The sequence below is a fragment of the Hymenobacter citatus genome (assembly GCF_014333615.1).
In the GTDB taxonomy this organism is placed as follows: Bacteria; Bacteroidota; Bacteroidia; order Cytophagales; family Hymenobacteraceae; genus Hymenobacter; species Hymenobacter citatus.
Window position 1 is genome coordinate 287,815 of sequence record NZ_JACSCY010000001.1, and the last position, 12,616, is coordinate 300,430.

At 57.1% G+C, this 12,616-nt stretch carries 13 protein-coding genes; 4 read left to right on the forward strand and 9 right to left on the reverse strand.

Annotated features, from left to right (window positions below):
* Nucleotides 1-58: 58 nt before the first annotated feature.
* Nucleotides 59-340 (reverse strand): DUF427 domain-containing protein, encoded by a 282-nt coding sequence (locus tag H8B15_RS01135; protein WP_185283399.1) that lies wholly within the window; start codon nucleotides 338-340, stop codon nucleotides 59-61.
* Between the two features lie 170 nt (nucleotides 341-510).
* Between H8B15_RS01135 and H8B15_RS01140 the strand changes: the two genes are divergently transcribed.
* The 3 genes from H8B15_RS01140 to H8B15_RS01150 all read left to right on the forward strand — a co-directional run bounded on the left by H8B15_RS01140 (nucleotide 511) and on the right by H8B15_RS01150 (nucleotide 4,371).
* Complete coding sequence (locus H8B15_RS01140; RefSeq protein ID WP_187317813.1) at nucleotides 511-1,503, forward strand: GNAT family N-acetyltransferase; 993 nt, start codon at nucleotides 511-513, stop codon at nucleotides 1,501-1,503.
* A gap of 88 nt (nucleotides 1,504-1,591) precedes the next feature.
* Nucleotides 1,592-2,695, forward strand: a complete 1,104-nt coding sequence (locus H8B15_RS01145; RefSeq protein WP_187317814.1) for a vWA domain-containing protein — start codon at nucleotides 1,592-1,594, stop codon at nucleotides 2,693-2,695.
* 146 nt (nucleotides 2,696-2,841) lie between these two features.
* Nucleotides 2,842-4,371 carry a sigma 54-interacting transcriptional regulator gene (locus H8B15_RS01150; RefSeq protein ID WP_187317815.1) on the forward strand — a complete coding sequence of 510 codons (1,530 nt, stop codon included), beginning with the start codon at nucleotides 2,842-2,844 and terminating at the stop codon, nucleotides 4,369-4,371.
* Nucleotides 4,372-4,465: 94 nt separating this feature from the next.
* Here the strand turns inward: H8B15_RS01150 and H8B15_RS01155 are convergent, their stop codons facing one another.
* The gene (locus H8B15_RS01155) at nucleotides 4,466-4,714 is read right to left on the reverse strand and encodes a hypothetical protein (protein WP_187317816.1); all 249 of its coding nucleotides are present in this window, start codon (nucleotides 4,712-4,714) and stop codon (nucleotides 4,466-4,468) included.
* Nucleotides 4,715-4,841: 127 nt separating this feature from the next.
* Nucleotides 4,842-5,300: a peptidylprolyl isomerase gene (locus H8B15_RS01160; RefSeq protein WP_187317817.1), complete on the reverse strand. Its 459-nt coding sequence runs from the start codon at nucleotides 5,298-5,300 to the stop codon at nucleotides 4,842-4,844.
* Nucleotides 5,301-5,508: 208 nt separating this feature from the next.
* Between H8B15_RS01160 and H8B15_RS01165 the strand changes: the two genes are divergently transcribed.
* Nucleotides 5,509-6,159, forward strand: coding sequence for a fasciclin domain-containing protein (locus H8B15_RS01165; RefSeq protein WP_187317818.1), 651 nt, complete (start codon nucleotides 5,509-5,511; stop codon nucleotides 6,157-6,159).
* Between the two features lie 240 nt (nucleotides 6,160-6,399).
* Here H8B15_RS01165 and H8B15_RS01170 read toward each other — a convergent pair whose 3' ends face one another.
* The 6 genes from H8B15_RS01170 to H8B15_RS01195 form a co-directional block, all read right to left on the reverse strand.
* On the reverse strand, nucleotides 6,400-7,284 hold the full coding sequence (locus tag H8B15_RS01170) for an NAD(P)-dependent oxidoreductase (RefSeq protein ID WP_187317819.1): 885 nt from the start codon (nucleotides 7,282-7,284) through the stop codon (nucleotides 6,400-6,402).
* Between the two features lie 66 nt (nucleotides 7,285-7,350).
* Complete coding sequence (locus tag H8B15_RS01175) at nucleotides 7,351-8,817, reverse strand: hypothetical protein (protein WP_187317820.1); 1,467 nt, start codon at nucleotides 8,815-8,817, stop codon at nucleotides 7,351-7,353.
* 134 nt (nucleotides 8,818-8,951) lie between these two features.
* A complete protein-coding gene (gene rsgA / locus H8B15_RS01180; protein ID WP_187317821.1) occupies nucleotides 8,952-9,878 on the reverse strand; it encodes a ribosome small subunit-dependent GTPase A in 927 nt (308 codons plus the stop codon).
* Nucleotides 9,879-10,013: 135 nt separating this feature from the next.
* Nucleotides 10,014-11,264 carry a 3-deoxy-D-manno-octulosonic acid transferase gene (locus H8B15_RS01185; RefSeq protein ID WP_187317822.1) on the reverse strand — a complete coding sequence of 417 codons (1,251 nt, stop codon included), beginning with the start codon at nucleotides 11,262-11,264 and terminating at the stop codon, nucleotides 10,014-10,016.
* 141 nt (nucleotides 11,265-11,405) lie between these two features.
* Entirely contained in the window at nucleotides 11,406-12,041 is a 636-nt protein-coding gene (locus H8B15_RS01190) for a peroxiredoxin (protein WP_187317823.1), read from the reverse strand.
* Nucleotides 12,042-12,103: 62 nt separating this feature from the next.
* Nucleotides 12,104-12,565, reverse strand: a complete 462-nt coding sequence (locus tag H8B15_RS01195; protein ID WP_187317824.1) for a transcriptional repressor — start codon at nucleotides 12,563-12,565, stop codon at nucleotides 12,104-12,106.
* Nucleotides 12,566-12,616: the final 51 nt, after the last annotated feature.

Sequence of the window (12,616 nt, forward strand, 5' to 3'; positions counted from 1 at the left end):
GTATCAGCCACGGCTGCATCTTTCTACAAACGCCGGCCCGCCCAGAGGGTTACGCCCGTTAGGAAGTCACTTGCACGCCTTTCCAGAAAGCCACACGCCCTTTGATCTGCTGTGCAGCTTCTTTGGGCTCGGGATAATACCAGGCCGCGTCCTTGTTCAGCTCACCATCTACCCGCACAGAGTAGTAGCTGGCGCGCCCTTTCCAGGGGCAGGTAGTACCCGCAATGCTGTCCTCAAAATACTCGCGGTTGAGAGAGTCGGCCGGGAAGTAGTGGTTGTTTTCCACTACCACGGTGTCGTCGCTTTCAGCCAGTACGGCGTTGTTCCAGATAGCTTTCATGGAAGATGTTTTTTAGGAGTGTTGCGGATGAGTTTCAACTAGCACAACTACCTGAGGGTAGGTGAAGTTTTGGGACTGTCAGCAGCACTGTGTGGCCGCCGAAGAAGTGCATCTAACTTTCGTTGCTACTTTTAGCATCTCCGCTATTCTCATCGAGTAGAACAAGGCATATGATGCGTTACATTAGGCATGATAAAGTAAACCGAGTGCAGTGGGATGCGCTGATTGAGCAAGCGCCCAACGGGCTCATCTATGCTCTTACCTGGTACCTCGATATTGTATCACCGGGTTGGGAGGCGTTGGTGAAAGAGGAGCAGGGACGCTATGTAGTTGTGATGCCACTACCGGTACGCCGGAAATTTGGCTTTCGCTACCTCCAACAGCCGCTGTTTGTGCAGCAACTGGGTGTGTTTTCCGTAGCACCTGTTTCTGCAAGGGACTGGGAGGAAATATGTAGCTTACTCAGGCAGCATTTTCGACTCATCACTCACTACGCTTTCAATACAGATAACTTATTGCCTGTACCTGCCGATGGCGTGGCGCTACCTGGTACAATTCGTACTACTTATCATATAGCGTTGCAAGTGCCGTATGCACAGATAGTAAATGGGTATACATCTAGTCGCAAGCGCCAACTTCAGCAGGCGCGTAAGCATAACTTGGTAATTGAGCCCACAACTGATATCGAGCAATTAATTCATTTGTTCGACCAAAATACTGCTCCCAGAATCTATGGCCTCATAGGTGAAGGACACACTTACCCTATGTTGCGTAGGCTGTACTACGAGGCAAAGCAGCGTGGCCTGGCATCTATATGGCAGGCCAAAACCACTGATGGAAGCGTAGTAGCAAGCATGCTGCTATTGGAGTACAAGAATAAGGTAATCTACTTATTCAACTCTTCGTCAGAGAAAGGAAAAGCAACTCGTGCCATTTCTCTGCTCATCGATGCCTTTTTTATTGCGTACGCGGGTACCGATCTGGTTTTTGATTTTGAAGCTCCTGAGGTCCCTAGTTTAGTACAGTTTTACAGCAGTTTCGGCTCAACAGCAGTACCCTATTTCAGTGTTTCCTATGACCAGTTGCCCTGGCCAGTACAACTGATAAAGTCCACTCGGATGCACTTATACCGTTGGTTGAGTCGAAACCAGGGTGGCAGGTAGCGTAGACTTTCGTACATAAATTAATCATACTAAACCAAGTTCATTCGTCTGTTGTTCTAAGAGTACTACTTCCCTCTGATCTGATTATATGGCTGTTGGTTTTCGTTTCCAAGATTTTGTGCCCGAGGAATCGGGCGAGAAAGGCTTCGACACGCTTTTCAAACTATTTATGCAGCTGGTCACCATCACGTCCGGCGATGTGGGCGAGGCCCTGCAATGGCTGAATGAGCTGGACAAGCAATACGGCCTCACCGACGACGACTACGGCATGGGCGATTTCATCGAAGACCTAAAGAAAAAAGGGTATATCGACGAGAACCCGCAAGAGCCGGGAGCATTCAACATCACGGCCAAGAGCGAGCAGAACATCCGTAAATCGGCGCTGGAAGAAATATTCGGCAAGCTTAAGAAGGGTAACAGCGGCAACCACCGCACGCCGCACTCGGGCCAGGGCGACGAAATGGGCACCGACATGCGTGACTACCAGTTCGGCGACACGCTGGAGCAGATTCAGATGACCGAATCCCTGCGCAATGCCCAGCTCAATCACGGCCTCAGTGGCGACTTCATGCTTACCGAAGGCGACCTGGAAGTGCGCGACACCGAGCACAAAACCCAGACCAGCACGGTATTGATGATTGACATCTCGCACTCCATGATCCTGTATGGCGAGGACCGTATCACGCCCGCCAAGAAGGTAGCCATGGCCCTGGCCGAGCTGGTGAAGCAGAAATACCCAAAAGATTTCCTCGACGTGATTGTGTTCGGCAACGACGCCTGGGAAATCAAGGTGAAGGACTTGCCCTACCTGCAAGTAGGCCCCTACCACACCAACACCGTGGCCGGGCTGGAGCTGGCCATGGATCTGCTGCGCAAGCGTAAAACCGCTAACAAGCAGATTTTCATGATTACGGACGGCAAGCCTACCTGCCTGAAGGAGCCCACTGGCTACTACAAGAACAGCTTTGGTCTGGACCGCAAAGTGGTCAACAAGACCTTAAACTTGGCCGCCGCGGCCCGCCGCCTCAAAATTCCTATTACTACCTTCATGATTGCCCAGGATCCCTACCTGCGGCAGTTTGTGGAAGAGTTTACGGAGGTGAACCAGGGCAAAGCTTACTACAGCGGTCTGAAAGGCTTGGGACACTTGGTGTTTGAGGATTACAAAAAAAACCGCCGCAAAACGCTGTAAAGACGCATTCCTGCGTCTCGTCGTTGAATTGCGTCTTGACGCCGAACGACGCACGCATTGAAAATCAGTATTTATCTGTCACGAGGGGCGCGTGCTACGCACCCCTACCTCCACTAAAGCCGGGTGCCCGCAATGCATCCTACTATATGACTCAACCTACCCTTAAGACCCTCGGCGAACTGAAGAAATCGGGTTACCAGCCCCGCTCCGTGAAGCAAGAGCTGCGTGACAACCTGATTGCCAAGCTCCGCTCCAAAGAAGAAGTGTTTCCCGGTATCTACGGCTACGAGGAAACCGTTATTCCTGATCTGCAACGCGCTATTCTGGCCGGGCACCACATCAACATGCTGGGCCTGCGCGGGCAGGCCAAAACCCGTATTGCCCGCCTGTTGGTAGGCTTGCTCGACGAGTACATTCCTGTGGTGGAAGGCTCGGAGCTGAATGACGACCCCTTGCAGCCGCTGTCGGTATTCGCCCGCAACCTCATTGAGGAAAAAGGCGACGACACGCCCATCTCCTGGCTGCACCGCGACGAGCGTTACACCGAGAAGCTGGCTACCCCCGACGTTTCGGTAGCCGACCTTATCGGCGACGCCGACCCCATCAAAGCCGCTACCCTGAAACTGCCCTACTCCGACGAGCGGGTAATCCACTTCGGCCTGATTCCAAGGGCGCACCGCGGCATCTTCGTTATCAACGAGCTGCCAGACTTACAGGCCCGCATTCAGGTGTCGCTGTTTAACATTTTGCAGGAAGGCGACATTCAAATCCGCGGCTTCAAGGTGCGCCTACCCTTGGATATTCAGTTTGTGTTCACGGCCAACCCCGAGGACTACACCAACCGCGGCAGCATTGTGACGCCGCTGAAGGACCGCATCGACGCGCAGATTATCACGCACTACCCCAAGAGCATCGAAATTGGCAAGCGCATCACCAAGCAAGAAGCTCGCATCAAAGAAGAGCAGCGCGGCCTGGTGACTACCAACGAAATCGTGCACGACCTGGTAGAGCAAGTGGCCATTGAGGCCCGCGGCTCGGAGTACGTGGATGCCAAGTCGGGCGTGTCGGCTCGCCTCACCATCTCGGCCTACGAGCAGGTGATTGCCGCCGCCGAGCGCCGGGCGCTCATCAACGGCGAGAAAAACACCTACGTCCGCATTGCCGACTTCATCGGCGCTGTGCCGGCCGTAACGGGCAAGGTAGAGCTGGTGTATGAAGGCGAGCAGGAAGGCGCCGGCATTGTGGCCGAGAAGCTGATGGGCAAGGCCCTGCGCACGCAGTTCCTCAACTACTTCCCCGACCCCGAGAAAACCAAGAAGCAGAAGGACAAGCCCAACCCGTACAAGGCCATCCAGGACTGGTTCGGCTCGCGCACCATCGACCTGCTGCACGACGCCTCCGATGAGGACTATCGCAAGGTGCTCGACGTGGTGCCCGGCCTGCAAGACCTGGTGCAGCAGAGCGTACCCAGCGAGCTAAGCAAGGAAAACCGCCACTTCTGGATGGAGTTCGCCCTGCACGGCATGGCCGAGCATAGCCTGATTTCGCGCAACCGCCTTACGGCCGGCGCGCAGTTCAAGGACCTGCTCAGCAGCATGTTTACCATGCCCAACTTCGGCGACGACGACGATGACGACGAGGACTACCAGTCTTCCCGCAAGCGCAAGCGCCGGTAAGTAAATACCATTTGGTATAGACACAGAAAGCCCCCCGTTCCAATAAGAAGCGGGGGGCTTTTGCATTTGGTATCGTATAGAAAAAAGAGAAGAATTACAGTTTACGAGCCTTTAACTCCTGTTTAGCTGCTTTCAATTGGTACTCCATTGATTTCAGCTTTGCTTTTTCGGCATCCACAATACGCTCTTGGCTATCGATGTCCCGTTCCAGGCTTTGCACCCGTACTGCCTGCTCCGCTACAACGGGGTTATTGGAATTAACGTCGGACCGAAAAACAGAACAGCTGCTTAGTGAGGCAACCGACAGGAAAGCAAAAAGAATCGTTTTAGAAAGAAATTTCATAAGTGAAAAGCATTGTTATACTGATATATACGCGAAACTAACGAGCTAGTTGAGCGCTGAATGAAATAAAAAAGACCTGCCAGCAGCAGGCTGGTAGGTCTTTTTGGGGTAGGCTGGTACTCAGCGTTTAGGCCTCGTTCACCACAATTTTCTCGATGGTATCGTTGGCGCGAATCTGGTCGATTACGTCCACGCCTTCTACCACTTTACCGAACACGGTGTGGTTGCGGTCGAGGTGGGCGGTGTTCTGGCGGTCGTGCACGATGAAGAACTGGCTACCCCCCGTGTTGCGGCCGGCGTGGGCCATGCTCAGGGCGCCGCGCTCATGGTACTGATGGTCGCCGGTCAGCTCGCAGTCGATTTTGTAGCCGGGGCCGCCGGTGCCGGGCGTGCCCTTGGCGCCATCGCGCGAGTTGGGGCAGCCGCCCTGAATCACGAAGTTGGGAATAACGCGGTGAAACTTCAGGCCGTCGTAGAAACCCTTTTGGGCCAGGTCGGTGAAGTTTTTCACGGTTTTGGGGGCGTCCTGCTCGTAGAATTCTACTTTCATAACGCCTTTATTGGTGTGAATTTCAGCGGTTTTCATAAGAAACTTGGAAGGTGAGATGGGTGGAAATAATGCCTGCCACGCGAGTAGCAGCCCTGCAAAAGTAACCAAATTGCGGGGGTAGGAAATCCGGTGACAACTTCCGCGTCGTAGGTATTTGGTAGAACGGCCGCCGTAGCCGAGCTTGCGGTGGCTTTCGGGCCAAACAGCTTCCTTCTTCAACCCTCATTTTTTATTTGCTGTCTTTATGAAAAAGACGTTCCGTACTTCTTTCCTGGCGCTTTGCGCGGTTGCCTCGGTAGGGTTTGGCCTGACCAGCTGCGACAACAACAAGGGCGCCGACACCACCACCGAAGCCCCCGGCACCGAATCGGCCATGACCGACACAGTAGCCACCATGCCCAACGACTCATCGCGCATGGGCAAGCCCGAGGGTGTGCTGGTAGATGGCGTGCCCATGACGCCCGATAAATCCATTGTGCAGAATGCTGTGCTGGCGCCCAGCGTGAGCACACTGGTGAAGGCCGTGCAAGCCGCCGGCCTCGATGGTACCCTGAGCGGCACCGGCCCCTTCACCGTATTTGCGCCCACCAACGCCGCCTTCGATAAGCTGCCCAAAGGCGCGCTGGCTGGCCTGATGAAGCCCGAAAGCAAAGAGAAGCTGAAGGGTGTGCTCACCTACCACGTTATCCAGGGTCGCCTGCTGGCCGCCGACCTGAAAGATGGTCAGGAACTAACCACTATGAACGGCGAGAAGGTAAAAATTTCGGTGCAAGGTGGTAAAGTGATGATCAGCAACGGCAAAGATGCTCCTGCCACAGTGCAGATTGCCGATGTGGTTTCCAACAACGGTGTAACCCACGTCATCGACGGTGTGCTGCTGCCCACCGCTCAATAATATCAACGATTTCCTGATTGGTTGAAAAGGCCCAGCTGTTTCAGCTGGGCTTTTTTTTGTTGTTACGGGTCGCCTACCCCACGCCTGTCATCCTGAGCTTGCGAAGGACCTTCTCACGCAAGAACGATTGTCATAACAACGACTCGTTCTTGCGTGAGAAGGTCCTTCGCAAGCTCAGGATGACATGACACATAGAGCCAGAAATGGGCGCGGCCAACAACGGGCGCGTGCAACGCGCCCCTACAGCCCAGCTCCTTGGGCCACGCGCTCCGCAAAGCTGGCCCAATCGACATCCTGTTTGTTGAGGGCCACGGTAGCTGTGAGCTGGTCGCGGATGATGTTGGCAAAGGGCATGGGTACTCCTTGCTTGTAGGCTTCCTGCACCACCAGGTTCATATCCTTGCGGATGATGGCAGGCGGGGCGCCCACGGGCTGGTAGTGGCGTTCGGCTATCAGCTTGCCGTAGCTTTTGTAAATAGGGTTATTAAACAGCGTGCTGGTGAGCATCTCGTAGAAGGCTACCCGATCGAGGCCGGCTTTTTCGGCCAGCGTCAGCGCTTCAGCCATGCCTTCAATCACGGTGCCGAGCAGGAAGTTGCCGCATAGCTTGGCCACGCTGGCCGCGCCGGCATCGTCGCCAAATGCGTAGGTGCCTTGGCCGAAAGCCGCTTGTAGGGGCTCCAGTCGTTGCCGTGCTTCGGTGGGGCCGGAGCTGCCTACCCATAGCTTGCCGGCCTGGGCCACATCGGGCTTGCCAAATACGGGCGAGGCCACCAGGGTAGAGCCGTGTTGCTGGTGTGCCTCGGCCAGGCGGCGGTTGGTATCGGGGGCCACCGTACTGCACGAGGCGTGGATGGCGCCCTGGGGTAGGGCCGGCAGAAAGCCCTCGGAACCGATGGTGAGTTCTTCCAGCGCCTTATCATCCGTTACCATCGTAAACACCACTGTGGCTTCACGGACGGCTTCGGCAGGAGTAGCGGCGACGGTAGCGCCCTGTTGCCGGAGCGGCTCGGCTTTGCTGGCCGTGCGGTTGTATACAGTGAGCGGAAAACCGGCTTTCAGCAGGTTAGCGGCCATGGCGGCGCCCATGCTGCCCAGGCCCAAAAAGGCAATCTTTTCAGCCATTTGGTTTGTGAAATTGAACGTGCAAATGGCTGGGTATACGCAGGAACCCAAAGAAGCGGCCGGCAGCTACTGGTTTTCGATGGCGCGGGCAGCACTGTCGGAAGGCGTGTGCATGATCTGGGCGGGGTCTTGCGGTTCCAACTCCTCCTCTTCCAGTATATCCGTTTCGGGCAAAGCCGGTGCTGTTTCAACGGAATCAGCTGTTTCGACGGAATCAAGCTCCATCAGCATATCGTCCTCCGCAGGAGGTATAGCATGCTGAACCGACCTGGTAGGAGCATGCGGCCGGGTGGTAGGGCGGGTAAAGTATTTCACTCCCCAGATGCCCGCTACCAGCCCTAGCAGCAGAACGAGCACCAGTAGTGCACCCCGTTCAAGACGAACCAGGTTCTGTGATTTAGCCACACGCCCCGGTGGCAGCGATGTGCGTGCGGCAGCAGGGCGTTGGGGCTGAGCCAGAACCGTTGGCGGTGCTTGGATGGCTGGGGTAGGAGCTGAGGCCGAATGTCGCAGCTGTTCAAGGAGTTGCCCGAGCTGCTGAATACGGGCATCCAATTCTTGGTTGCGCGCAGCGGCTTCGGCGCGCACCGTACGCAAGGCTTCTTCCAGGGCCTGCTCCTGCTGCTCGGCCCGCCGCACTGCATCCGATTGCCCGGCTTGCGCTACCTGCTGCCGTAGCCGCTCCAACTCCTGCGCCTGCACCAATTCGCGGGCGGCAGCGGTTTGCTGCTGCTGCGCAAGCTGCTGCTGCAACTCTCGCCGCAGCTGCTCCAGCCGTACTTGTTCCTGCTGTTGCTCGGCTGGTGAGGTAGCCGAAGGCACTCCGTAGGGCGGATCGGCGGGTACGTCTTCGGCGCCCAACCAGCCCCAAAGCTGCCGCAGCTTGCGTGTCCAGTAACCATCGGTTTCTTCAACCGCTGTTGAGGTAGCCTCGTCGTCGGGGCTTTCGGCTTGATAAAGCGTTGCAAGGCGGTCGGCCCAGGCCAGCAACTCATGTTCGGCCAGGAGCAGTTCTGGCTGGGCCAGTTGCCACAGGCGACGCGGGAGCAGCTGCGGGTTGCTCAGGAGCTGAAAGTCCCCAGCGCCGGGGTAGTGGCGCAACTGTCGTTCCACCTCCGGCCCAAACGACAATGGCGCCTCAAACAGCACTAGGCCCGTGAGAGGCGGCAGTTCGGCCACTGGTCGATGCAGCTCTTGGCTCAACCAAGCCGCCAGCGCTGCTTGGTGCTGCTGGTACTGGTCAAACGGATTATCGGCTGCCGGCCGGCCGGGTAAGGGCTGGCCGTTTAGCTTCCAGGCGCCGTACTCCAGGGTAGGCACGCTCAGGTGGCCGCTCCCGGGCTCCAGTACTAGCGCTGTGATGCTGCGTGGCCGCACCACCACGGCATCCAGCGCAATGCCCGCGGCATCTAAATTGCCCAGTAGCAACGTGGTAGGAGCGGCTACTTCAGCTTCCAATACCTCACATACTGCCTCGTATTGCCGCTGCCGGGCGGCATTCGCAAAAGGTGCAAATAAGAAGCAGTGAGCCATGTTATTAGAGCTATTAGCTGTTCAGTTTTTCCATTAGAGTACGAGCAGGCGTAGAGACGCATAGTTGCGTCTCGTCGTTGGACGACCTCGCCTGAATCTTTCAACGACCAGACGCAACTATGCGTCTCTACGGCTCAATGTCTATTGTCTTCGTCGTGCAGCATACTCAGGTAACTATCATAACGGGGTAGGGCAATGCGGCCTTTCTCTACGGCTTCGATAACGGCGCAGCCGGGCTCCTGCACGTGGCGGCAATTGTGGTAGCGGCACTGATTGAGCAGGGCGCGCATCTCCGGGAAAAAGTGGGCCAGCTCGCCCGGCTGCACATCTACCAGCCCCAGCTCCTTGATGCCGGGCGTGTCGATGAGGTAGGTGCCAGGGCGTACTTCCAGCATTTCGGCGTAGGTGGTGGTGTGCACGCCTTTATCAGAAAACTGGCTGATTTCGGCCGTCTTCAGGTCCAGATCGGGCACCAAGGCGTTGATGAGCGTGCTTTTGCCTACCCCGGAGTGGCCCGAGAGCAGCGTGGTTTTGCTGTCGAGTAAGGCGTCTACCTCCGCCACGCCTACCCCACTTTGGGCTGAGGTGAGCAGGCTGGGGTAGCCCACGCGCTGATACATCTTGGCAATCTGCTGCTGATAGTCGGCCAGGTCTTCATCATGCAAATCAGCTTTATTAAAGATGAGCGTGACCGGAATGCCGTACGCCTCCGCTGTAACCAAAAATCGGTCGATAAACCCGAACGACGTGGCCGGCGACACCAGCGTGACCACCAGCAGCGCTTGGTCGAGGTTGGCGGCCACAATGTGGGAGTGCTCCGTTTTGTGCACCGAGCGCCGGATAATGTAGTTGCGGCGCGGCTCGATGTGGTGAATCACGCCTGCGCCCTCGGTCTGCTCCTCCACCATAAACTCCACCTGGTCGCCCACGGCCAGCGGGTTGCTCACCTTCAGGCCCTTCTGCTTGAACTTGCCCCGCAGCCGGCAGCGGTGCAACGCCCCCGCCTCCGCGTCGCGCACCACATACCAAGAGCCCGTCGATTTAACAACAATACCTACCATTCGGTGAAATTGTGAAGTTGTGAAATTGTGAGTGTCTCAGTGGTGAGATGGTGAAGTGGTGAGATGGTGAGTTTGACGTTCTCCCTGCGCCGCTTGCGCAAACTGCGCCACCGGAACGTCAAACTCACCATTTCATCACTTCACCATCTCACCACCAAGCCACGCCATGATGCGCTGGGTGGCGCCGGCGTGTTGAAATACGTAGTCCAGGTTGAGGTCTTGCACGAGCAGGCAGGCGGCTTCATTGCGCAGTAGGGGTAGCAGGGCTGTTTCCAGCTCCTGCGCCGAGTGCACGGGAAACGCGCCACCTAGCGCCACCAACTCCACCGCTTCCTGAAACTTGTGGTAGGTAGGCCCAAAAAACACCGGCAAGCCAAACGCCGCTGCTTCCAGTGTATTGTGCAGGCCTTTACCAAAGGCCCCACCCACGTAGGCAAACTGCCCGAAACGGTAGAGCTGGGAGAGCAACCCCACGTTGTCGATGAGCAGCACGCGGGCCTGCGCCACAGTGGCCGGCGTGGCGGTGGAGTAGCGCACCACCTGGCCCGGCAGCGCCGCCTCCACCTGCCGCAGGTTGGCCTCGCCAATTTCGTGCGGCGCCACGATGAAGCGCATTTCCTGGTGATAGTCCTGAAAGAGTGGTGTGAGGGTAGGCAGGTCTTCGGGCCAGCTACTTCCCACAATCATCACCGGTACCCCATCGGCCCGAAAGGCCTCTACCAGGGGTAGGGAAGCGGGGTGCTGCGCCGCCGTGTGGGCTACCGTATCAAAACGAGTGTCGCCGGCTACGCTGGCTTGCCGGATGCCAGCTTGGTGGAGCAGTTCAATTGAAGCGTCGTTCTGCGTGAAAATGTGTGTAAATCGGCTCAGAATACCACGAAAGAAGCCACCCCAAGGCTTAAAGAAAATTTGCTCAGGCCGAAAAATAGCCGATACGCACAGGGTAGGCACTTGGCGACGTTGTAGCTGCCGCAGGAAGTGATGCCAGAATTCGTACTTCACAAATACCGCCAGCCGGGGCCGCACCAGGTCCAGAAAGGCGCAGGCGTTGGCGGCCGTGTCCAGCGGCAAATACAGGATGTAGGCCGCGCCGGGCCAGTTTTTGCGCACTTCATAGCCTGAGGGCGAGAAAAACGTTAGCACGATTTTGTGGGTGGGGTACTGGCGGGCGTAGGCCTCCATCAGCGGCCGGCCTTGCTCAAACTCACCCAGCGAAGCGCAGTGAAACCATGCCAATGGCGCCGTTTCGTGTTGGAGCGCCTCGCGCAGGCGAGTACGCCAAGCCTTGCGGCCGCCTACCCACTGGGCCGCCTTGGGCACAAAGGGCGCGGCTAGCCGCAGCAGCAAGCCGTACAGATAAATGGCAACAGAATATAGAAAACTCAACAGTAGAAGCAGAAAGTACAGGGAAGAACAACCAGCAAGGCACTAATCGTCCTGCAAAAGTAGCGGGTTCCGGCTACCCCACGAAAAAGCCCCAGTCCTGCCGGACCGGGGCGTTGCCGAATGCAATCTGCAAGAAGCGAATTAGCGGCCTTGCTGGCCCAGGTAATTCGATACGCCTTCCTGCGTGGCTTGCATGCCTTGCTTGCCTTCTTCCCAGTCGGCGGGGCATACCTCGCCAAACTTCTCGAAGTGTTGCAGGGCGTCTACCATACGCATGGCCTCGTCGATAGAACGACCCAGGGGGCCGTCGTTCACGAGCTGGTGACGCACAATGCCGTCTTTGTCAATCAGGAACAGGCCGCGGTAGGCTACCGGCGAGCCTACGAAAATCATTTCGCCAGCTTCGTTATAGTCGTAGTGGCCGCCCAGCACGTCGTAGTTGGCAGCAATGGTTTTGGTGGCGTCGGCTACCAGCGGGTAGGTCACGCCTTCGATGCCGCCCCGGTCGTGGGGCGTATTTAGCCAGGCAAAGTGCGAGAAATGCGAGTCGGTGGAGCAGCCTACCACGGCCACGCCTTTTTTCTCGAAATCGGCCAGGCGCTCCTGGAACGCCAGGATTTCGGTGGGGCACACAAAGGTGAAATCGGAAGGGTAGAAGTAGAACAGCACGTGCTTCTTGCCCAGGTAACGGTCGAGGGAATAATCTTCCTCGAATTCGCCGTCGATAACGGCCGTAGCCTTGAAAGAAGGAGCACGTTTGCCAACGAGAACTGCCATGTTGTTAGGAGATTGGGGGTAAAAGGAAATGAAAAAGTCAGGGAATCGTTGGGCGGGATGGGTCAGGCAGAGCGGATAATTTTCTCGCCGATGATGTGCAGCGAGAAAGAGTGCGGCTGGAAGTTCTCGAACCCCCGCGCCGCCAGAAACTCCTGAATCAGCTGGTCCAGCTGCGGGTCGCGGTAGTCCAGAATTTCCTGAGTGGCCGTGCAGAACAAGTGGTGGTGAGGCGAGCAGTCGGCATCGTAGCGCCGGGCCGCGCCATCGGCCACGGCTACGCGCTTCACCAGGCCGGCCACCACAAAACTATCCAGCGCCTTATATACCGTGCCCAGTGATAGGGTAGGGGCCTTGGCGGCTACCTGACGGTGCACTTGCTCAGCCGTGGGGTGGTCGCGCAAGGCCAGCAATCCGCCCAGAATCAGCATGCGCTGTTGGGTGGCGCGCAGTCCGGCCCGCGTCAGCAGGTCGCGCACATGCGCAGGGGTAGGCGAAGAGGTAGCAGAAGGCGCAGAAACCGGCACTGGTCAGGAAATAGGAACCGCAAAGATAAGGTGAAAAGCGCAGGGAGCGGT